21 protein-coding genes and 1 pseudogene are annotated in these 22,100 nt (G+C 46.2%); 6 read left to right on the plus strand and 16 right to left on the minus strand.

All coding sequences use genetic code 11. The annotated features are described in order from the left end of the window. Positions 1-46 precede the first annotated feature (46 nt). Genes FM037_RS27340 through FM037_RS27350 form a run of 3 tightly spaced genes read right to left on the minus strand, consistent with a single transcriptional unit; the run spans position 47 to position 1,357 of the window. On the minus strand, positions 47-481 hold the full coding sequence (locus FM037_RS27340; RefSeq protein ID WP_144049163.1) for a GNAT family N-acetyltransferase: 435 nt from the start codon (positions 479-481) through the stop codon (positions 47-49). After that, positions 481-1,041 carry a GNAT family N-acetyltransferase gene (locus FM037_RS27345; protein ID WP_144048585.1) on the minus strand — a complete coding sequence of 187 codons (561 nt, stop codon included), beginning with the start codon at positions 1,039-1,041 and terminating at the stop codon, positions 481-483. Before FM037_RS27345 ends, FM037_RS27340 begins: the two co-directional genes overlap by 1 nt. Before the next feature lie 37 nt (positions 1,042-1,078). After that, positions 1,079-1,357, minus strand: a complete 279-nt coding sequence (locus FM037_RS27350) for a putative quinol monooxygenase (protein WP_144048586.1) — start codon at positions 1,355-1,357, stop codon at positions 1,079-1,081. 350 nt (positions 1,358-1,707) lie between these two features. Here FM037_RS27350 and FM037_RS27355 point away from each other — a divergent pair, with 350 nt between their 5' ends. After that, positions 1,708-1,893, plus strand: a complete 186-nt coding sequence (locus FM037_RS27355; protein WP_144048587.1) for a hypothetical protein — start codon at positions 1,708-1,710, stop codon at positions 1,891-1,893. A gap of 145 nt (positions 1,894-2,038) precedes the next feature. Here the strand turns inward: FM037_RS27355 and FM037_RS27360 are convergent, their stop codons facing one another. The 5 genes from FM037_RS27360 to FM037_RS27380 form a co-directional block, all read right to left on the minus strand. Beyond that, positions 2,039-3,376 carry a coproporphyrinogen III oxidase family protein gene (locus FM037_RS27360; RefSeq protein WP_144048588.1) on the minus strand — a complete coding sequence of 446 codons (1,338 nt, stop codon included), beginning with the start codon at positions 3,374-3,376 and terminating at the stop codon, positions 2,039-2,041. A 353-nt stretch (positions 3,377-3,729) separates the two neighbouring features. Then, positions 3,730-4,716 (minus strand): formate dehydrogenase subunit gamma, encoded by a 987-nt coding sequence (locus FM037_RS27365; RefSeq protein ID WP_144048589.1) that lies wholly within the window; start codon positions 4,714-4,716, stop codon positions 3,730-3,732. A 31-nt stretch (positions 4,717-4,747) separates the two neighbouring features. Further along, positions 4,748-5,317, minus strand: coding sequence for a formate dehydrogenase FDH3 subunit beta (fdh3B, locus tag FM037_RS27370; RefSeq protein ID WP_144048590.1), 570 nt, complete (start codon positions 5,315-5,317; stop codon positions 4,748-4,750). An 18-nt stretch (positions 5,318-5,335) separates the two neighbouring features. Then, entirely contained in the window at positions 5,336-8,191 is a 2,856-nt protein-coding gene (locus FM037_RS27375) for a formate dehydrogenase subunit alpha (RefSeq protein ID WP_144048591.1), read from the minus strand. A 17-nt stretch (positions 8,192-8,208) separates the two neighbouring features. Continuing rightward, positions 8,209-8,406: a formate dehydrogenase gene (locus tag FM037_RS27380; RefSeq protein ID WP_144048592.1), complete on the minus strand. Its 198-nt coding sequence runs from the start codon at positions 8,404-8,406 to the stop codon at positions 8,209-8,211. A 598-nt stretch (positions 8,407-9,004) separates the two neighbouring features. Here FM037_RS27380 and FM037_RS27385 point away from each other — a divergent pair. Genes FM037_RS27385 through FM037_RS27395 form a run of 3 tightly spaced genes read left to right on the plus strand, consistent with a single transcriptional unit; the run spans position 9,005 to position 10,735 of the window. After that, complete coding sequence (locus FM037_RS27385; RefSeq protein WP_144048593.1) at positions 9,005-9,229, plus strand: hypothetical protein; 225 nt, start codon at positions 9,005-9,007, stop codon at positions 9,227-9,229. 48 nt (positions 9,230-9,277) lie between these two features. Continuing rightward, entirely contained in the window at positions 9,278-9,757 is a 480-nt protein-coding gene (locus FM037_RS27390) for a GNAT family N-acetyltransferase (protein WP_144048594.1), read from the plus strand. Positions 9,758-9,790: 33 nt separating this feature from the next. Beyond that, entirely contained in the window at positions 9,791-10,735 is a 945-nt protein-coding gene (locus FM037_RS27395; protein ID WP_144048595.1) for a LysR family transcriptional regulator, read from the plus strand. A 303-nt stretch (positions 10,736-11,038) separates the two neighbouring features. On the opposite strand, the gene FM037_RS27400 is transcribed toward FM037_RS27395, so the two are convergent. The 8 genes and pseudogenes from FM037_RS27400 to FM037_RS27435 all read right to left on the minus strand — a co-directional run bounded on the left by FM037_RS27400 (position 11,039) and on the right by FM037_RS27435 (position 19,778). Continuing rightward, the gene (locus FM037_RS27400; protein WP_144048596.1) at positions 11,039-12,115 is read right to left on the minus strand and encodes a formate dehydrogenase subunit gamma; all 1,077 of its coding nucleotides are present in this window, start codon (positions 12,113-12,115) and stop codon (positions 11,039-11,041) included. A 69-nt stretch (positions 12,116-12,184) separates the two neighbouring features. Next, positions 12,185-12,775, minus strand: coding sequence for a formate dehydrogenase FDH3 subunit beta (gene fdh3B / locus FM037_RS27405; protein ID WP_144048597.1), 591 nt, complete (start codon positions 12,773-12,775; stop codon positions 12,185-12,187). A 26-nt stretch (positions 12,776-12,801) separates the two neighbouring features. Then, positions 12,802-15,650 (minus strand): annotated as a pseudogene (locus FM037_RS27410) (formate dehydrogenase subunit alpha). Positions 15,651-15,712: 62 nt separating this feature from the next. Further along, a complete protein-coding gene (locus FM037_RS27415; RefSeq protein ID WP_144048598.1) occupies positions 15,713-15,913 on the minus strand; it encodes a twin-arginine translocation signal domain-containing protein in 201 nt (66 codons plus the stop codon). A gap of 152 nt (positions 15,914-16,065) precedes the next feature. Further along, positions 16,066-16,746 (minus strand): TorD/DmsD family molecular chaperone, encoded by a 681-nt coding sequence (locus FM037_RS27420; RefSeq protein WP_144048599.1) that lies wholly within the window; start codon positions 16,744-16,746, stop codon positions 16,066-16,068. Between the two features lie 10 nt (positions 16,747-16,756). Further along, positions 16,757-18,430: a 4Fe-4S binding protein gene (locus FM037_RS27425; RefSeq protein WP_152830866.1), complete on the minus strand. Its 1,674-nt coding sequence runs from the start codon at positions 18,428-18,430 to the stop codon at positions 16,757-16,759. Positions 18,431-18,648: 218 nt separating this feature from the next. Continuing rightward, positions 18,649-19,308 carry a DUF3306 domain-containing protein gene (locus tag FM037_RS27430; RefSeq protein ID WP_144048601.1) on the minus strand — a complete coding sequence of 220 codons (660 nt, stop codon included), beginning with the start codon at positions 19,306-19,308 and terminating at the stop codon, positions 18,649-18,651. Next, positions 19,305-19,778 carry a DUF3305 domain-containing protein gene (locus tag FM037_RS27435; protein ID WP_144048602.1) on the minus strand — a complete coding sequence of 158 codons (474 nt, stop codon included), beginning with the start codon at positions 19,776-19,778 and terminating at the stop codon, positions 19,305-19,307. Before FM037_RS27435 ends, FM037_RS27430 begins: the two co-directional genes overlap by 4 nt. A gap of 313 nt (positions 19,779-20,091) precedes the next feature. Here FM037_RS27435 and FM037_RS27440 point away from each other — a divergent pair, with 313 nt between their 5' ends. Continuing rightward, positions 20,092-20,937, plus strand: a complete 846-nt coding sequence (locus FM037_RS27440; RefSeq protein ID WP_144048603.1) for a formate dehydrogenase accessory sulfurtransferase FdhD — start codon at positions 20,092-20,094, stop codon at positions 20,935-20,937. A 70-nt stretch (positions 20,938-21,007) separates the two neighbouring features. Continuing rightward, positions 21,008-21,913, plus strand: coding sequence for a helix-turn-helix transcriptional regulator (locus FM037_RS27445; RefSeq protein ID WP_144048604.1), 906 nt, complete (start codon positions 21,008-21,010; stop codon positions 21,911-21,913). Positions 21,914-22,100: the final 187 nt, after the last annotated feature.

Genomic DNA, 22,100 nt, shown 5'->3' on the forward strand with positions numbered 1-22,100 from the left:
GATCTAGCCAACTCCGATTCAATCAACTTAGGCTATAGATCAAAATCTACTTAACAATGTACATGCCTTCACTCTCAGGACGACTGAGCTTAAAGCCAAACTTCTTATACAAAGCAGGCACATCGGCCATTAGGGTAATGTAGGCGCCAGTAGGTGCTTCGCGATTAAGATAATTCATGATCTGCTGCATAATCTCACGCCCTAAGCCCTGCCCCTGATAATCCGGATCGACAGCGATATCGACGATTTCAAAATTCAGAGCCCCATCACCAACCACACGCCCCATGGCAATGACCTTGTGTTCTGTACTCTCATCACTCAGGTGAATATGAACGCCATACAAGCTGCGAGGCAGACCTTTCACTACAGCCTCTCTCGGCCTGGGTGTCAGCCCTGAGATGAGTCTTAATCTGATAAAATCATCTGCTGGTGCGACTTCTTGTAAGACTGATAAGTTAGCAACTAGCTCAGGCATAGGCATTAACCAACTTGGGGTCTCCATTCTGAAGCTAGCATGGCATATTGAAATTCACTGCCCCAAGCCCCCTTAAAAAACACATTCTCGATAAAATGCGCTTCTCGTCTAAAGCCCACTCTCTCTAACAATAACCAGGATGGGACATTTTCGGCATCAGTAGCAGCTATCACTCTATGGGGTTTCAGCTGGGTAAATAGGTATGCTAGTAGACCAATCACGGCTTCGGATGCAAACCCTTGTCCCTGAAAATCAGGCGCGAAGGTAAAACCTATCTCTATCTGCTTATCATCGATAAAATGGACCGCAAGATCGCCCAACAACTGACTTCCATCAAGGTTTTGAGGTGTTTTTGTTGTGATCGCCAACTGAAACCAGTGGCCTACATCACCAAATGGCACCTTTTGCATCTCCTCGAACAGAGACAGAGCATCCTGGTAGCTATATTCACTCCAACTCTGATACTTAGCCACATCGGGCAAGGCTCTGTAGTCGGCAAAAGATTGCAGATCATTTAGCTCAAACTCACGACAGATAATGCGCTCAGTCTGAAATAGAACTTTCATATTTATTATCTCCAAAGATTCGCCCGAAAGAGATTAATCATGACTGGTAATAACTCCCCTTAGGAGCCTCACCAAAGAGTGGCATCGCAGCCTGCATCTGATCTTTAGGAAAATTATCGACTGAAGCCTGATGGGCTTCTACACTTAGCCAACGTTCGATGACGGCAAAGGATTCCGGGCTATCCTGTTTACGAAGTACATCATATGAAACGCATCCCTTCGACTGGATTATATATGAGCTAAGCAATTGTAAAAAGTGGTATAACTCTTCGCTCTTTCCTGCGGCAGCCTGAAACTCCCCGATACGCACAATCATCTAAATGTCCTTATTAAATGCCATTATTAGTACATGCCAAACTACCTGAAACTAAAATATTTTCAACCATTCCCAGCGCTTTTCACGGACTAATACCAATCATTAACATATATATTATTAATGACTTTGATTCGCTAATCTCAATGTAAGAGATCTCTCAATCCCGTGTCAGATATAGGTAAGCAATCAGGGTGAAAAAAACAAAATATAGCGCCAATAGATTGTTTTATCTAAATAATAATACATGTTTCATCTATGTTACAGGATAGTGGTTACATAATTCATCATTTACCAAAGAAGTATTTTCGTAAAATAGGCTCAGACCATGGATGGAATTTTAGGATTGTTGAATGGAATCAATAATTAATTTTGAAGAGATCTTAGATCTTGTCGGTACCCCGGAAAATAAACTCAGACGCTATCGTGCCTGCCTCAAAGAATTCGACCGTCTCCAATATGATGATCCTTTCATCAAACAGATCCGCTTAGAGATAGTACATCTTGAAGAGCAGGTCAAAACACTTGCCAAAATTTAAAGCCTCTGGGCTACACTCATTTAAATCCCTTAACAAATTGCAGGTTTGCTAATAACCTATATCGCTATCGCCCTAGAAACGGTTCTAGAAACAAAAATGGCTGAAGTAAAACTTCAACCTTTGATGCATTTTCATGTGGCACAAATTACATATCACATGCCTTGAGCGGCTTACGTAGCTGAGCGCGCACATTATCCATCCCCGAATAGAACTCTTTCATCATCAAGAGGCCCATCATCTTGCCGTTATCCGTAACGATCAAATTATCCGGATCACTTAGATCATTCTTGATTGCACCTATCATTTTCATTGAGGTCATCTCTTTAAACAGCGCGGTATCAAGGTTTACCCCAAAAGTCTCACGGAAATATTTACGGGATAAGCGGCCCGAGAACATGCCTAATAAGAAGCGATATTGCATCACATCTTTCTTACTGTAGTTCTTTTGCTGCTCGACGCCCATGCGCCCAGCGGCAATATTTTCATGATATTTACGCAATGAGAAGTTATTCACATACAAGGTATCATCTAAGAAACTAAACGATCCTGAGCCAACACCTAAGTACTCGTCATAATCTATGACATATTCATCGAAACCTTCGTCGTTAGCCTTACCGAAGGCCCATGAAGAGAGCTGAGTATATTGTCCATTTAGACTATTTAAGATCTGACGATATTGACGTGCCATATCTCCCTGAGATGCAGCTAGTTTACCTTTCACACTCTTGCGAGTCTGATGAGTGATCATCAAAGGATAGGTGGTTATCTGACGTGGGTCTAATTTAGCGGCCATATCCAGATCATGCTGGATAATCTCATCTGTTTGCCCACGAAAACCGAAGATCAAATCAACGTTAATGATCGGGAACAGCTCTTTAGCCGCCATGATCTTATCGAACGTCTGCTGACCCGAGCCAAACTTCTCGATGCGGTCCGTCATCGTAAGAATGTCATCGTTAAAACTCTGCACCCCAATGGACATACGATCCACCAGCCCCTCTAATTGCTTAAAGCCAGGGCTATCTAAATGCTGAGGATCAGACTCACAAGAGACCTCCTTGATACTCGGAAACAGCTTCTTAGCATGTTCGATAGTACGGGCGAGCTCGTCTTCCAGCACAGTTGTCGTGCCGCCACCGATATACATGGACTCGAAGTCATAACCAAGCGCCTTAACCATATCCATCTCTTTACGTAGGGAGATAAAGTAAGCGCGAGCCTTGTCTTCCTTAAACAGGAAACGATGGAAGGTACAAAATGAGCAGAGCGTATGACAGAAAGGGATATGGGCATAGAGCATATATTTCTTGCCCTCTATCGGAGCTGGCATCATGTCGGCAGAATGAGTATCGAGTCTCAGGTTTTTATCCACATAGAACTGCATCACTCGCTCCATAGCGCCGAGCATCCAATTGGGGACGGTAATATCGGCCTGGTAAGGCTTAATAATTTCACTATGACTTGGCTGAATAATTGAAGACATAAAATTCCTAACTGCTCGGTCTCAAAGAACAAGGTCCGTGATGAATCGAGGCGAAAAAGAGGCACGCATGCTATGTTAATCGCACAAAAGTACCACTTAAGTTATAGGTAAAATGTGAACTGGCTATAAGTTATCGCAGCAAGGGATACAATCAGTTGGGTTTTGTTAAGCCAGTCATGTTTTAGCCCTTACTCAATAAAGCGCCAGCAGTTATCAGTCTGTCAGTTACACTCACGCTCGCAGCTTACCAGCACACATAAAAAACACCCCACCAGTTACCTGACGGAGTGTTTTTAATAAGGACCTAGAGCCTAGGAACTCGTAGCTCGAAACTCGCGTCTCTTAGCTAAAGCTTAATCCTTATATTTCAGCGTGCCATTTTCTTTAATCTCATCGAACCAAAGATTATGGTGCTGTGTCGCCCAGGTCTCGTCACAATAGCCGGACTTCATACACTCCATACCACCTTCAGACATAACGGTAGCCATAAAGATATGTACGATAGAGAAAGCCGTGATAATGATGGCGCTGACCGAGTGCAGTACCAATGCAATCAGACTCAGGTTACGGCTAGGCTCGAACAAGTTCGGGAATAGCATTAACATACCTGAAGCCGAGATCAGCAGTCCAAATAAAGCAAAAGCCCAGAACCACAGCTTCTCACCGGCATTAGCAAAGCCAGCATCCGGGTGCTTACCCTTGAATGGACCGAAGTTGATATACCCACCCACTACCAGCATCCACTTGATGTCATACATCTTAGGCAGCTGATTCTTGGCCCATAATGTGACCATCAAGGCCCAACCTAACATGAAAGGAATCGCCATAAAGTCATGTATCTGCTTGGCAGCATAGACAAAACCAGACCACAGACTCTCAGGCATATAAGGTTGGAAGAAGAAACGACCCGCCAGTAACGACAGACCCGTCAAAATCAGTAGCAGACATGGAATAGCGCCAAGCCAATGAATGGATACATCAAATTTAGACCAGCGGTAAACCAACTTACCAGAGAATCCACCGTGAAGCTTAGAGATGCCGTTCACCTTGATAAACAAGATAAAAACGATGATCATGCCAAATAGCGCTGCCATCAAAGCTGGCGCAAGCAAATCACTACGTAACTCTAACACGCGCAGATCATAGGTATTGATAGCTTGATTGTGAAACTGACCCTGTGAGGTTGTCTCACCGGTTACCCCAGCCTTCAATTGAGACCAAATCTGGCCCTCTGTCGCAACAGCCTGCTGAGCTGCCGGTGAAGAACCAGCTTGAGCTAAACCGATAGCACTAAACATAAGTACCAAGCTTAAGCCTATCTGTTTGAACAATTTGTTCATATTACATCCTTAGAAATGCACAGCAGATCTATTAACCCCAGATTGCATTTTTAGAGCCACGGTATGCAACACGCTCACGGAAGATAGATGAGATAATCTCAGCATCACCCGCCAGTAACGACTTAGTCGCACATAGCTCGGCACACATAGGTAGCTTGCCTTCAGCGATACGGTTTGAGCCGTACTTCTGACGCTCTGCATCTGAATGGTTCTCTTCAGGACCACCGGCACAGAAAGTACACTTATCCATCTTGCCACGAGTACCAAAGGCGCCCTTCTTAGGGAACTGAGGTGCACCGAACGGACAAGCATAGAGGCAGTAACCACAACCGATACAAGTATCCTTGTTGTGCAGCGTTAAACCATCTTCAGTCTGGTAGAAACAGTTTGCCGGGCAAACTGCCATACAAGGTGCATCTGTACAATGCATACATGCTACCGAGATAGAGGCTTCACCTGGCATACCATCATTGATAGTAACAACGCGTCGACGTTGAATACCCCATTCTAGAGCCGAGTCGTTTTCGTTCTTACAAGCTGTGACACAACCGTTACACTCGATGCAGCGCTTGGTATCACACAAAAATTTCATTGTAGCCATAATGGCAATTCTCCTAGCTTACGCTTTCACAATCTGGCAAAGCGATGCCTTGGTTTCCTGCATCTGAGTCACAGGGTCATAACCATAAGTCAGTGCAGTGTTCGCAGACTCACCAATAACATAAGGAACCGTTCCTTCCGGGTAGTTAGCTGCCAGGCTTTCACCGTGCATCTCACCCGCGAAGTGGTAAGGCATCCAAGTCACACCCGGCTTAACGCGAGGCGTAACCATAGCTTGGATCTTAATGCGACCACCCTCGGCACCCTCTAACCAGACAGTATCACCGTTGCGAATGCCACGATCGGCAGCGTCGGCAGGACTTATCTCAACAAACATCTGCTGCTGAAGCTCGGCAAGCCATGGGTTAGAACGAGACTCTTCACCACCGCCTTCATACTCAACCAGACGACCAGAGGTCAATGCTAGTGGGTACTTAGCCGCAGTATCTTTCTCTTGGATAGATTTATACAGAGTCGGTAGACGATGAACCTGCATATCATCATAAGTGGGGTACTTAGACACAAGATCACGACGCGGCGTATAAAGCGGCTCACGGTGAACTGGCGCCTGATCAGGGAAGGTCCATACGATACAACGCGCCTTCGCGTTACCGTAAGGAATACACCCATGCTTCATGGCCACACGTTGGATGCCACCGGAAATATCTGTTTTCCAGTTTTTGCCATCGGCTTCGGCTTTCTCGGTCGCCGTTAGATCATCCCACCAACCCAACTGCTTAAGCATCTGAGAGGTAAACTCCGGGTAACCATCGGTGAGCTCAGAACCTTTAGAGAAACTGCCTTCGGCAAGTAGGTTCTTACCCTTGTACTCAACACCAAAACGGGCACGGAAGTTACCGCCGCCATCGAGCACATGCTTGTGTGTGTTATAAAGAATCTGAGTACCTGGGTGCTTCTGCTCTGGTGTGCCCCAACATGGCCAAGGTAGACCGTAAGTATCACCCTTAGCCGGTCCGCCAACCGCTTCAAGTGTCTTGTTGCTAAATGTACCCCAGTTTTGGGTGTGCATCTTCAAACGCTCAGGGCTCTGACCTGACATACCGATAGTCCACATACCGCGGTTAATTTCGCGAGTAATGTCTTCGATAACCAAAACATCATTGGCATCTTTGGCGATACGTTTAGTGAACTGTTCGGCGAAGCCTAGCTTCTGAGACAGGCGATACATGATCTCAAGATCGGTCTTAGACTCAAACAAGGGATCTATAACTTTTTCACGCCACTGTTGGCTACGACCCGAGTTAGACACTGAACCTTCAGTCTCAAACTGAGTACAAGCAGGTAGCAGGTAAACGCCATTCTTACGACGATGCATAACACCAGCCATAGTCGGGAACGGATCCACGACGACAACAGTGTCCATCTTATCCAATGCATCACGCACATCACGCTGACGGGTCTCAGTGTTAACCGATTGCCCCCAGAAGAAGGCCATGCGAATACGGTCTTTCTGCGCTAATGCTTCAGGCGTCTCGAGGACACCGTCATGCCAGCGAGAACATGGAATACCCGGAGTATTCATCGGCACGCGGCCCAAGTACTCATTTTGATCGAAACGAGACTTAACCCAATCGAACTCAAGATCCCATACATGAGACCAGTGCTTCCATGAGCCCGTCTTAAGACCGTAGTAACCAGGCAGCGTATCGAACAATAGACCTAAATCGGTCGCACCCTGTACGTTATCGTGACCACGGAAGATGTTAGTACCGCCACCCTTAACGCCCATATTACCTAGGGCAAGTTGCAGGATACAGTAGGCACGAGTGTTAGCATTACCAACGTGATGCTGAGTACCACCCATACACCAGACAACGGTACCAGGACGGTTATCAGCCATTAGCTTAGCCGCTTGATAAACGTCTGCTTCGCTTACACCAGTGACGTGTTCAACTTCTTTAGGTGGGAACTTCTTCGCTTCTTTGCGAATCGTTTCCATCTCGAAAACACGCTCTTTGATAAAGGTCTTATCTTCCCAGCCATTTTCGAAGATATGCCAAAGCATACCGTAGATGAATGGAATATCGGTACCAGGACGAAGTGCACAGTGCAGATCAGAGTGAGCCGCAGTACGTGAGAAACGTGGATCGACAACAATAATTTTAGCGTTGTTCTTCTCTTTCGCGATCAGGATATGCTGCATGGCAACGGGATGCGCTTCAGCCGGGTTAGCCCCAATGAAGAAGATTGCGTTGGCATTCTGAATGTCGTTGAAAGAGTTAGTTTGCGCACCGTAGCCCCAAGTGTTTGCAACACCGGCTACCGTGGTAGAGTGACAGATTCGAGCCGAGTGATCGACGTTGTTGGTGCCCCACATAGCCGCAAATTTACGGTACATGTAGCAGCCTTCATTAGAGAACTTAGCGCTACCCATGAAATAAAGTGAATCAGGACCGGACTCTTTACGAATATCCAGCATCTTATCGCCAACTTCATTAAAAGCTTGCTCCCAAGATAGTTTCTTCCACTTGCCATCCACAAGTTTCATCGGATATTTAAGACGCTTTTCACCATGACCATGTTCACGCAGCGCAGCACCTTTAGCACAATGGCCACCGGCGTTGAATGGGTGATCAAACGCAGGTTCTTGACCTGTCCAGACACCATTTTGAACTTCAGCATATAGACCACAACCTACCGCACAAGCACTACATACGGTGCGCTTGATCTCGATTGGTGCATCATGTGGGACATCTTTGGCTTCTGCACGACGCATCATGCCAGTGCCCAAGAGTGAAGCCGCTGCAATACCACCAGAGGTGATACCTGCATGCTTCATAAACTGACGACGGCTAATGCCTAGAGTCTTCTTCTCGACTTTAGGTGCCTCGTTAGATTTGCGAGTTAACTGCATATCTAAAACTCTCCTAATTAGCTTCTCAAGCTATTGTAATAACTACGGATGTGCGTAGTTTCATGATAGCCATTCGCACTTTTCGTGCCTAGATTACTCTCTGTTGCTTGAGCGGCACTTATACCTGTAGCGGCAAGGGCGACCGTCGCCGTACCACCTATAGTGAGTGCTTTCAGCAAAGATCTTCGGTTCAGATCAGGCTGTTGCTTCTTCATTTTTACTCCTGGGAAGGAATCGTTAAATATTAAGAATGCTTATCCACATATTTAATGTCGAGCGAATGTTAACCACTTGTTAGCTAGATGGTCTTTCTCAACACGATTTTTTATTTTAAAAAAGCATTCAACAAATTGCACAGGCAATATAAGCAAGTTTTACCGAGAGAATATTGATCTGAAACGGATAAGGATCGCTATTAAGTCCACCCGTTTTCTAAAGTGTTAACCCAATCATGTTTTGGAATTTATTTTAATTTTACGACGTAAACCTATGGCAATGACCGAGCTAAACTTGTTACTGACATGTACAACTAATAGGCTGATACTTAAGGAAAAAGGCAATTAGGAATGGTTTTTATTTCGGCTTTAAACAAGGTACAACATATTCTTAGCACAGTAAAAAAGTGACGAGTATCTAACTATAGAAAAGTGATTCAAGAAAGCGCTAACAAAGCCATAAACATAACCTCCATTTATGATTATCCACAACTACCTGCTCATGACTTAAAATCATACCAACCATGATATATATTGATTATATGTCATGGTTGGTTACGCCTTATAGTGAAGTCAAAGTAGAGTAAAACGAATAAAGGTGGCACAAATTAAAACACTATTGCTGGCATTATTAATAACCGCAGCCTTGGTTTCTTTTGCTACAACCAGAATCCAAAGTGTCACTCATCAACTCGGTAATACACAGGAAATGAAGACTAAACAGCAAGACCCCAGCCTAGAGAAGAAAAAGCTCAGGTTACGGATAGAAAGAATGCTCGTTTCTGAAGAGATGATCAAAAAGTGGCGCGAAGGACATCTGTAACTTAGCTGCAAGTACAGTTAGATATAACCACATATAGAGAGGTGTATAATGTCTTTAAAAATAGTAGAAGTAACACCAGAAGTTGATAGTCTTGTATGCGCAATAATCAAGAGAGTTGGTGAGGAGTACGGAGCTGTGGGGGAAGGCTATGGCCCCTCAGATGCTGAAGTAGAAAATATGAGTCAGCATTATAGCAATATCAATAGCCTCTATTTGGTCGCAAAATTAAATGGAAAAGTAGTTGGAGGCTGTGGTGTTGCCCCCTTTAACAAGAGCAGTGACATTTGCGAACTAAAAAAACTATTTCTATTAAAAGAAAGCCGTGGACATGGTTTAGGAAAAAGCCTAACGATAAAGTGTTTAGAGTACGCCAAGCAGCAAGGGTATCAACAATGTTATTTAGATACCCTGTCTAATATGGATTCAGCGATTCGTCTTTATGAAAAACTAGGTTTTGAGCATTTAAGTGAATCTTTGAGCGGAACAGTACATAACGCGTGTGATGTATGGATGCTAAAAACACTATAAAGCCAATCCTTAATATGGCTCTGAGAAGATATAATGAATAACTACAAGTTACTTCGACCGCTATTATCATTATTACAGACGCGAAATTTAACCTTATCAGCCCATCAGCTGAACGTTACACAGTCTGCAATGAGCAGGAGCCTGTTACAAATTAGAGAGGCATTCGATGATCCCATATTAATTCGTGAGGGTCAGAATTTTATATTGACACAAAGGGGGGAAGAACTGCTCATCGAGCTCCCAGGTATACTCACCACGCTTGACTCCCTTTACTTAACTGAGACATTTAATCCAGCAAGCTGTAAACGACGCTTTCATTTAGCCTATACCTCTTTCTTATCATCAATAACGAGTGCTCTAATTTGCTCTGAGCTAGAGAAGGTCTCACCAGACCTAAGTATTGACTGCCAATTATGGCAAGGACAGAGTCTCTCCGATGACGAAATGAAAAAGGTAGACTTAGTTGCTTCAATTGCAGATACAATTCCTGAGAATATCTATGGGAAGAAATTGATTGAAGACTCGTATGTAGCTGTCATGTCAAAGAGCTGTACGCTTGCAAATGAGTCTCTTACGCTCGAAAGCTATGTGAGATCTAAACATGTGCTAGTGCGCAGTATTACCAATATCACCAAGCAAGTTGATAAAGTTATGCAGCCTACTGGATATGAAAGAAAAGTATTAGCAAATGTCCCCTCATTTTTCGATGCCTTTAAAGTCATTGATACAACAGAAGCCATCATCACAGTGCCCCGACATATCATTGCTGAGTATTGCAATATCTTTGATTTAAAAGTGAAGCCACTCCCCTTTAAATTAGAAACACACCCATATTATTTACTCTGGCATGCCAAGTATCAAAACGATCCTGAACACAAATGGTTTAGAGAGTTTTGCTTTCCGTTACTAAAGAATTATCTTGAAACTGCAATCGAGAAAGGGCAACAACTGACTTTATCTAAAGTACCTAGAGCCTAGGTTCCTTATAGTATCGAGCTCAAGACACAACAAAGAAAGCTTCGAGTCGCGAGACAGATAGGCTCATCATTCGTTCTCATTGATGCGTCAGCATCACACTCAAGATTTAGATATAAAACTCCCCTTCTACTACGACCTTATAGTTCGAGAATAATCCACATCCATATGAAACTCCCCTCCAACTACATCCATATAGTCCGGGGATAATCACATCCATATGAAAAAAGCCCCAGCGAACTAAATCGACTGGGGCTTTTTATTAAGTTCCTAGGGCCTAGGTTCTAGTTCCTAGGATCTTTGACCTTAATCTTTATATTCTAAACTACCATTCTCTTTGATCTCGTCGTACCAAAGATTATGATGCTGCACTGCCCAGTTCTCATCACAGTAACCTGACTTCATACACTCCATGCCACCTTCACTCAATACCGTCGCCATCCAAATATGCACGATAGTAAAGGCGATAATGATGATCGCGCTGATAGCGTGGATGAGTAGTGCCGCCATTGAGGCTTCACGTGGTAACTCAAGACCAGGCAGGACTAACATGATGCCGGAAACACAGATGAACAAACCGAACACAGTTAGCGTCCAGAACCACATCTTCTCACCGGCGTTAGCAAAGCCACTGTCAGGGTGCTTACCCTTGAATGGTCCAAAGTTGATGTAACCACCAACCACGAGAAACCATTTAAGGTCGTACATCTTAAATGTCTGCATCGGCATCCATTTTACGACGCACAAGACCCAAGCTGCCATAAATATCGGACCCACATAATCATGGATAGTCTTACTGACATAGATCATTGCCGCCCATATTCCTTCTGCCACATAAGGCTGCAGAACATGTTTACCCAACATTATGGTGAGACCGGTAAAAATCAGCCCCAAACAAGATAGGGCTAACACCCAGTGGATCCACAAATCAGCCTTAGTCCAACGCAGTACCATCTTGCCAGAGAACCCTTTACTTAACTTAGAAGGTCCATTAACAAAATAAAATACCAGGAAGGCTGAAAATACGCCTAATACAGCGAAGGCCATCGCAGGGGTAAGATAATTATTCTTAATATCTTTCCCTTGATTGCCGGCGATATTAATTAACACATTCGCTTCGACACCCTGGGCCGTTGTATAACCTGAATCACCAGCTTTAACAGCACGCCATAGATCTGCATCGCTGGTTTTAGCTGTAGCTATCTGCTGACTGGTTTGACCGTCGGCTGCAAATGCTGTCGCGCTCATACCTAAGCCAGTCGCTAGCACACTCGTTAATACCAAAGGCAAAACCAGCACAGAAAACAACCTGCCTAGTGATTTAAAAACCAAGTCAGCAGTTAGCACCAGAGCAAACAGGCTTGGTAGTGATTTAAAATTCATAGTCACTCCTTTATCGGACTTATAATCGGGCTGCGAAAATCACTCATAGCCCGATGGGTCCTAATTGCCCTATGCACCGGTCTGAGGTGTGTAACCCCAGATTGCATCTGGATTACCACGTGCCGCGGTACGCTCTCTAAAGATACTGGATACTATCTCAGCATCACCGGCAAGTAAGGCCTTGGTCGAACAAAGTTCGGCACACATAGGCAACTTACCTTCGGCGATACGGTTAGCACCGTACTTCTGACGCTCTGCATCTGAATGAGTCTCTTCCGGACCACCAGCACAGAAGGTACACTTATCCATCTTGCCACGACTACCAAATGCCGTCTTTTTAGGGAACTGAGGCGCCCCAAATGGACAGGCATACAAGCAGTAGCCACAACCGATACAAGTATCCTTGTTGTGCAGCACTATGCCGTCTTCGGTGCGGTAGAAACAATCGGCCGGACAGACTGCCTGACAAGGCGCGTCGGTACAGTGCATACATGCCACTGAGATCGACGCTTCACCCGGCTCACCATCGTTAATTGTCACTACACGGCGACGTTGAATTCCCCATTCGAGAGCGGAATCGTTTTCGTTCTTACAAGCTGTGACGCAACCGTTACACTCGATGCAGCGTTTGGTGTCACACAAAAATTTCATGACTGCCATGTTGGCTATCTCCTCATCAAGTTCAATTAGGCTTTAGTGATCTGACACAAGCTAGACTTAGTCTCTTGCATCTGAGTAACCACGTCATAGCCATAGGTCAGTACGGTATTAGCCGACTCGCCCACAATGTAAGGCACTGTGCCTTCAGGGTAATTCTTCTCTAGACTCTCACCTTCGAATACACCCGCGAAATGGTAAGGCATAAAGCACTCACCTTCGATAACACGAGGCGTTACCATGGCCTTAACCTTGATTTTGGCACCTTCCGGACTGTGAACCCAAACATCATCACCGTCACGAAGGCCGCGATCTGCTGCATCCGCCGGACTGATCTCAATAAACATCTCTTGTTGAAGCTCGGCGAGCCAAGGGTTACAACGTGTCTCTTCACCACCACCTTCGTATTCAACTAAACGACCAGAGGTCAGAGCTATTGGGAAGTCTTTAGCGAAGTCCTGATCCTGAATCGTTTTATACAAGGTAGGAAGACGGGCAACCATACGGTCATCATAGGTCGGGTACTTAGCTACCAGATCACGACGCGGCGTATAAAGTGGCTCACGGTGCAGAGGAATATCATCGGGGAAGTTCCAAACGATACAGCGGGCTTTGGCGTTACCGTAAGGAATACAACCGTGCTTAATGGCTACACGCTGGATACCACCGGAGATATCAGTCTTCCAGTTTTTACCTTCAGCATGTTGCTTTTCTTCAGCGGTCAGGTCATCCCACCAACCAAGTTGCTTAAGCATATCAGCGGTAAACTCAGGGTAACCATCCTGGATTTCAGAGCCTTTAGAGTAAGAACCTTCGGCAAGTATATTATTACCGTCGTGTTCAACACCGTAACGGGCTCGGAAGTTACCGCCACCGTCTTTCACTTCACGACCTGTGCGATACAAGATCTGTGAACCTGGGTGCTTCATCTCAGGCGTGCCCCAACATGGCCAAGGTAGACCATAGGTCTCGCCTTTAGCCGGGCCACCTGGTGCTTCGAGGGATTTAATATCGAAAGTACCCCAGTTTTCCTGGTGCATCTTCAAACGCTCAGGGCTTTGGCCTGTGTAACCAATGGTCCACATACCCTTGTTGAATTCACGGGTCATGTCTTCGATTAATGGCTCATCACCATTGACCTTAATATGCTTACAGAATTCTTTCTCTATGCCCCACTTCTTCGCCAATTTGTACATGATCACATGATCTGGCTTAGACTCGAACAAGGGCTCGATAACCTTTGTACGCCACTGCAGTGAACGGTTAGAGGCTGAAACAGAACCATAAGTTTCAAACTGAGTACATGCAGGAAGCAAATACACACCATCGGTACGATTGTGCATAACACCCGCCATCGTTGGAAACGGATCGACGACCACAACAGTGTCCATCTTATCCAGTGCTTCACGCACTTCGCGACCACGGGTTTCGGTATTAACCGACTGCCCCCAGAAGAATGACATACGGATATTATCTTTCTGAGCGATCTTAGTCTTGTCTTCCAGTACACCATCATGCCAGCGAGAACACGGGATACCGGTAGAATTCATCGGCTTTTGACCTAAGTATTCATTCTGGTCGAAACGGGCTTTAACCCACTCGTAATCCAAGTCCCACACGTTACACCAGTGCTTCCATGAACCTGTCTTAAGGCCATAATAGCCAGGCAGTGTATCGAACAACAAACCGAAATCGGTCGCGCCCTGTACGTTATCGTGACCACGGAAGATGTTAGTACCGCCGCCAACAACACCCATGTTTCCAAGCGCTAGTTGCAGGATACAGTAGGCACGAGTATTAGCATTACCTATGTGATGCTGAGTCCCCCCATACACCAGACAACGGTACCGGGCTTAGTCGTAGCCATCATCTTAGCCACACGGCGCATCTGTACTTCAGGTACACCTGCAACGAGTTCGACTTCTGCGGGGTTCCACTTAGCCGCTTCCTCACGAATACGTTCCATACCGTATACACGTTGGTCGATAAAGGTCTGATCTTCCCATTTATTCTTGAAGATATGCCAAAGCAGACCATATATATAAGGGATATCGGTACCTGGACGAATATGTACATATTCATCAGATTTAGCTGCAGTTCGGCTAAATCTTGGGTCAACGACGATGATTTTCGCACCGCGTTCTTTGCCTTCGAGGATGTGCTGCATAGCAACCGGATGCGCTTCACATGGGTTGGACCCAATAAACATCATCACTTTTGCATTACGAATATCGTTGAAAGAGTTGGTTTGCGCACCATAGCCCCAAGTGTTTGCAACACCGGCTACAGTGGTAGAGTGACAAATTCGTGCAGAGTGATCGACATTGTTGGTGCCCCACATGGCTGCCAATTTGCGGTACATATAGGCTTGTTCATTAGAGAACTTAGCCGAACCCATGAAGAATACTGAATCGGGACCAGATTCCTTGCGGATCTCTAATGCCTTACCACCCACTTCTTCTATGGCTTGATCCCAAGAAATTTTCTTCCACTTCCCGCCTTCCAGTTTCATTGGATACTTGAGACGCTTCCCACCGTGGCCATGCTCACGTAGTGCCGCACCTTTTGCACAGTGACCACCAGCGTTAAATGGATGATCGAATGCAGGCTCCTGGCCTGTCCATACCCCATTTTGTACTTCGGCATAGATACCACAGCCCACAGAACAGTGAGAACATATGGTACGTTTTATTTCAGTCGGTGCATTATGTGGCACCTCTTTAGCTTCGGCTTTGCGCATCATACCTGCGCCAAGCATAGACGCCGCAGCAATACCACCAGTTGCAAGACCTGCAGACTGAAGGAACTGACGACGGTTTAGACCTAAGGCAGGCTTGCTAGCCCTTGTTGCCTGGTCTGTTTTGCGAGTTAGTCGCATCACACACTCCTAATCTTATTGATTTAATATAAATATTTACTAATCAGATCAAAAAGCCACTGTTACTTAGTACGCAAAGATGCGTAATAACTGCGAACATGGTCAGTCTCTTGGTAGCCGTCACTTTTCTCTGTAGTCGTTGCTACAGCTGGTGATGCAGCAAGAGCTTGACCACTAACAGTTGCAACTGCACCAGCCGCGCTGCCAACTGCTAAAGCTTTTAACAGTTGACGACGACCTATGTCGGAAGCTTGCTTCTTCATAGTCTCTCCTGAGTTTCCATTTGATGTTTAACATCGAGTCATCTGTAATGACCCGACTCTTTTTGAAGGTTTACCTTCAGTTTTCTTGAATGTCAGCCCGGTGATTTCATATTCGAACTGACAGTCATGATTAGGCTGCCTAAGCGTGCCGTTTAAGAGGCTAGCTCTCGCTTAGCAGGCTCAAGCTTTTCATCTGCGGCTGTTTCAGCCTCAGAACCGGGGCAGTTCACCGGGATATTCAGCTGTAATTGCTCAAATTCATTGGCTTCGGTTTCGAAGAATGACTTAGCTAACTGAGCCACGGTGGCATAGAAAGCCGCGCTTGGCGTTACCGCTAACGAGGTACAAAAACGCTCTATCCAGCTGCTGATATGGCGTTGATAGAAACCCAGTTGGCGATAGCCTGGTGCTTCAAGTAACAAAACCCCCATCACCTCACAAAGCGCTGCAACATGATCTTCCGGCTCTTTAACGTTCTCTTCGCGCTCGAAACCTAGCTGCAGCAGATCCTGGCGTAACATGGCTAATGGCTTGTCCATCAAAGAACCTGTCATAAACCAGCTGGCATAAGGCATGATTTCACCGCTACCTACGCCATAGAAGATATTGAAATATTCTTCTTCCAGCTGTTCACTGGTGAATTGATTCGAGGCTAACTTAAGCGCTGACCAAGCCTTGGTCATCTCACTCGGGTCATTGACATCCAGCTCGAGGTTGGCAAGAAACTGCAATAACTCTGCACTCGGCTGGCTGCGTAGCAGCGCGGCTAATAGCTGATAGATGTCGGCTCTTAACTGATCATTTTCTGATACTTCTCTTACTAATTCGGTCATAGCTACACTCTTATCGCAGTTGCTTTTCTGGGTCTTGAAGGATGTCTTCAAACATATCTTTCACGCGGCAGTCACTACACATCTGCAAACGCTCTGTGTTTGCACTGAACGCACTGTGCCCGCCAATCACTTCTTGCATGCGTTTGATCATCGACTTGGTGGCGAAGGGGGTACCACAACGAATACACTCGAATGGATCCTCTTCTTTCAATGTTTTGATGGTTTGACGCGCTTGTTTATCTAAGTTCATCTGAGAGGTCAGGCTGATGGCGTTCTCAGGACAGGCCTTCTCACACAGGCCACATTGCACGCAATCTTGCTCGAGGAAGTTCAATGCCGGCTTATCGCCGCCATCTGTGAGCGCCTGAGTTGGACAGGTAGACACACAAGAGAGACATAAGGTACAGCTATCAGTATTTACGCTGACAATACCGTAGGGAAGGTTACTCTGGGTCAGGCAGGTATCCACTGAAGCCGCTTGCTCATTAAGATGATCTATCGCCGCATACAAGGTGTTGCGCTTAGTGGTAGCAGCAAACTCACCCGGCACAATCACAGGCCAATCGGAGCTGCTTGCTACCAAATCGGCAAGACTGGCTATACTCGACTCATCGATAAGGGATATACGCTGTGGCTGACCCATCTCATTAAGAATATCGTTCGCCAGCTGAAGTTCACCCTTGAGCATCTGGGTCAAGGTCGGCGCTGTGGCGGCGGTGTTAAGCACTAAAATCTGACGTGCACCCCAGGCCAGAGATGACATCCAATGATCTATGCTAGCAACGGTGATCTCTTCCATGGCAACCGGAATAATAGCGCCAGGTAAGTCATCACCTATAAGTGCTGCACCATTGGCTTCATCATGAAACAAGATCACAGGAGCAACTTGAGCCTGCTCGCTGAAGCGAGTAACCAGTTTATGAAGATAAGAGTGTAGGGCTTGTGGTGTTGGCAGGTCGTAGCTAATCGCACCTGTAGGGCAGGCATTGGTACAACTACCAGCACCGTGACAGAGATAAGGGTCTATCTCTATCATCTTATCTATGCTTTGGATGGCATCGGCAGGACAGAAGTTCAGACAGCGATTACAACCATCGATACCGTTACGGTTATGGGCACAGATCTCGCTGTTCACCTTAACGTAGCGCGGCTTATCGAACTCACCAATCAGCTCTGGAAGCTGATTAACGGCATCGTCTAATTTAGCTTCGTCCTGACCCACGTAAAAATAGCCAGGTGGTAACATTTCTAAGTTGATACAGGGAGACTGGCTCAAGTCTAAGATAAGATCGAAGTGCGCCTTACGAATAGCCGCCAGGCTCAAGTCAGTCGCGATAGCATCTTGCTCATTGCCTGATTCGACTTTAACCTGAAACTGTCCGAGGAAACCTTTGATCTCGATAAGCTTGTTATAGAAGCTCTCGACATCTTCGGCGGCAGACATCACCCTCTCAAGATGCTCTTCATCTTGGCTGGTAATCGATTCATTGGCCAGAATGGCAATTTTTCCCATATTAGACAATCTAGCTGCCGCTAAGCGAGCCAGATCTTCCGGCCCGATAACGAGCACATTGCCCTCAGTGGTATAGCTGACGGTTGGCGGGATCAGGTTTTGAATGACCTGAGTATTCGCCAACACTTGCTGCCGAACCCCTTGGAGTTCAACTTGGGTATCATTATTCAAATTTATGCTCACATTGCGTTCCTGAACAGTTTGGCTGCTGCCATCGGCTGATCGCTACACTCTTATCACTCTTCGGTTAGCGTTTCATTGTTCAACACTTTGGCTTCATCAGGGCCAAGGTTTATTACCGATTATTGCTAAGCTTTTCTCGCTTTTTGCAAGATAAAGTAGCAATTCACATACCAAGTCTGTGGTTATTAAACTTATGTAAAATGACGTTAAACGACCGTTTCCTTTGTTTCACCCTCAGAATCTGGTGCATTTTGGGACAAGTCATCACTCTCGATGTCCAAAATGTCCTCAGGTGCTTCACTGTCTATATGTGTTTCATTACTAAGGGAAGCTGTAGTGCTTTCATCAGCACTCTCTGTTGCATGGTCTTCAGCGGCTTGAGCAAGCTCTTGCTCTTTGACTTCATCCTCTTTCTTAGTCACATGACGGAAAATCTTCTTGGCAATTTCTGCCGACTGCTCCGCACTCAGCTTAGGCTGATTACTGTAATCTAAGGCATACTCGAGCAAGCCATCTATTTCGTTATATTGAGGCTGCTTCCATAACGCTTTTAACGCGGCTGCCTTAGCCGTTGGATCGACATTTGCCCCCATAAAACTGGCAAAACTGCCACCAACTTCAATTTTGTCTGGATCGGGAAGGTCTTCAGCCGTTAGCACCTTAGCTTCATCGGTCGCCTCTTGATCTGACTCTTGCACTAGAGATGACTCTAGCTGAGATTCAGTGACTTCTAGATCACTAAGGTCTTGCTCATCAGTCTTTTCTTGCGCTCTTGCTGTGGCAGCCTCCTCAGCCAACCTTTCCTCTTCGACTTGCTGACGACGTTGAGTCCAGCGAGAGAATAATCCGCTTGGTTTATTGCTCATCGGTTTCTGTGCTCACTGAAATGATTGGTACTCGGACCTTGATTCTTACGGCGGTTAACATGCTTACGACGATGCGCACATATCTCGACTTCACCATGGCGGGTAATGAAGGCTTCCATCCAACAGGCAATGGCTTGTGGCATAGGTAAGTTCAACACTGGCGTATCACCTTCCAGGCAACCTGCTGCGACGTTTTGGTCTGCGGAGATCATTGCCGGAACCCAAGTACCGTCCTCGAGTTCGTCGCACACTATGAACAACATGGCGTTGTCCATATCCAAATTGATACGGTAGCTACCGCGTTCATCTTTATGTAACTCAAGCTGGATAAGGTGTGAATTCTCAGGGGCGTCATGAGTGGCCGGTAATATCTGATCTAACTCCCAGGTCACTGAGGTCCAGCGCCCGACTAACTTTTCGATTCTCTTGAGAGAAACATGCATGGGCCATTGGCTTTCGGTATGTTGCATTCAGTCTCCACCTTACTTGTAGCGGGTTTATCATTCAGATAACACCCGGCCCGATAATGAGGTTCATATTTTCTACTATGCCCATCAACAAGCAATATATGTGCCATGCAATTAATAGAGGAAAGTTGCGCTAGATCATCAATTCCACACTAAGAGTAGGACAATTTGTCCTGAACGCCATTTTTTATAGGACATAAATGGGCGTTTTAACGGTGGGTAATGAGAGAGATCACGCATTAACTCAAGGGTTCAGCGTCTGGGTACAATAATTGCTATGCTAAATTAGTCAATTTCCAATGAAGAGTGATGAACCTTGAGCAAGCACTATCCAACCTTGATAAAAACAGCGACCGATGTGCCATTAACCATTGCTGTTAAGGCTATCGACGAAAATGGTGAGCAGGTAGACAAGCATATCGCCTGTGAGCGCCCCCTCACCGTCTACCTGAACTGGCGACCGATTGTAACCTTGATGACCTTAGGGGCCAGAGCCGAATCGCTGGCCTTAGGCTACTTGAAGAACCAAGGGTTTATCTCGCAGCTCGATAAACTTGAATCGATTATCGTCGATTGGGAGGTCAGCTCAGCGGCCATCATCACCAAGGAAGACACTGAGAACTTAGAAGAGAAGCTCTCGGAAAAAACGGTAACCTCAGGCTGTGGCCAGGGAACCGTATATGGTGGATTTATGGATGGTTTGGATGAGATAAACCTGCCACAACGCCGAATTAAGCAGAGCATGATCTATAGCCTGCTAAAAAATATCAGTGAATACAACGAAACCTATAAGAATGCAGGCGCGGTACACGGTTGTGGCCTGTGCCTCGACGATCAAATCGTCGATTTCGTCGAAGATGTGGGCCGCCATAACGCGGTAGATACCTTAGCTGGCGAGATGTGGTTAAAAGAGACCCCAGGTGAAGACAAACTTTTCTACACCACGGGACGCCTGACCTCTGAGATGGTGATAAAAGTCGCCAAGATGGGTATTCCCACCTTACTATCCCGCAGCGGAGCAACTCAGATGGGACTAGAGCTGGCACAACAGATGGGAATAACCATGATAGCCCGGGCCAAGGGAAAACACTTCCTTATCTACAATGGTGCCGACAACATAGAATTCGATGCCATCCCACCTAAGCGCCCCTCAAAGAAGTAGACCGAAACAAGGGACGTTTAAAATCTTGGCTGCATGAAGCAGCCAAAGTACTACTTAATGGAAATTAGTAATGACAGAGCCGAGCAAACTCGTCTATATGAGCGCCAAACAGGTCGCCGAATACCTAGATCTCAATGAGAAGAAGGTCTATGCGATGGCAAACGATCGCATACTTCCCGCAACTAAAGTTACAGGAAAGTGGCTTTTCCCTAAGATTTTGATCGATCGTTGGGTAATGGATTCATGCCATAGCGGCATGTTGTCAGACAGAATGCACATCACAGGCAGTGATGATCCCCTACTGTCTATGTTGGTCTCTCGATTGATGACTCAGATAGGCAAAAGCGACCTCATCAGCTACAGCTCCACAGGCTCACGCCTCGGCCTGGACTTGCTCTCACGCGGCTACGCCGATGTGTGCACCTTACACTGGGGTAGTGTCGATGAGCGCAATATCCGTCACCCGGCGCTGCTAAAGGGCTACCCGAACCACCAGCAGTGGGTCATGATCCACGGCTATACACGTCAACAGGGCCTGATGATGCGTACCGAGATGCATCATAGATGTCAGGAAGAAGACCAGATAATCTCCCTCCCCTGGCGCTGGGTAGACAGGCAAGCCGGTGCTGGTAGCCAGCAACACCTGGAACATTGGCTCATGAAGCAAGGCGCCGCCCTGACTCATATCAATGCCAATGTCACCGCCTACAGCGAGCGTGAACTCGCCGGCTTCATCGCCCGCGGTGATGCCGACATAGGCTTCGGCTGTCAATCGGTCGCCATGGAAAGCGGCCTAAGCTTCGTGCCGCTGATCACGGAATCATTCGACTTCGTCATGCCACAGGGGATCTACTTCAGACGTCAGTTACAGCACTTGTTCGACATGATATCCAGCTCGCAGACGAGACAGTTGGCCGCCTCACTGGGTGGGTATGATTTGACGGATTGCGGCAAGTTGTTGTGGAATCCAAGCTAAGAAGGTCCAAGGTTTTAGACTCTAGGAACGAGGAATAGGCAGGGAAAGCTAAGACGACGCTTCGCTAATAGACGGCCTTCGGCCTATTCAACGCTAACGCTAATTGAGATTGTCGGTTAACAATTGCTGAAATAACTTTTTTAGTTTCTTCTAGCTTCATTGGTATTTAGTTGGGTCGATTTGAGCG

It is taken from the genome of Shewanella psychropiezotolerans (genome assembly GCF_007197555.1).
GTDB lineage: Bacteria > Pseudomonadota > Gammaproteobacteria > Enterobacterales > Shewanellaceae > Shewanella > Shewanella psychropiezotolerans.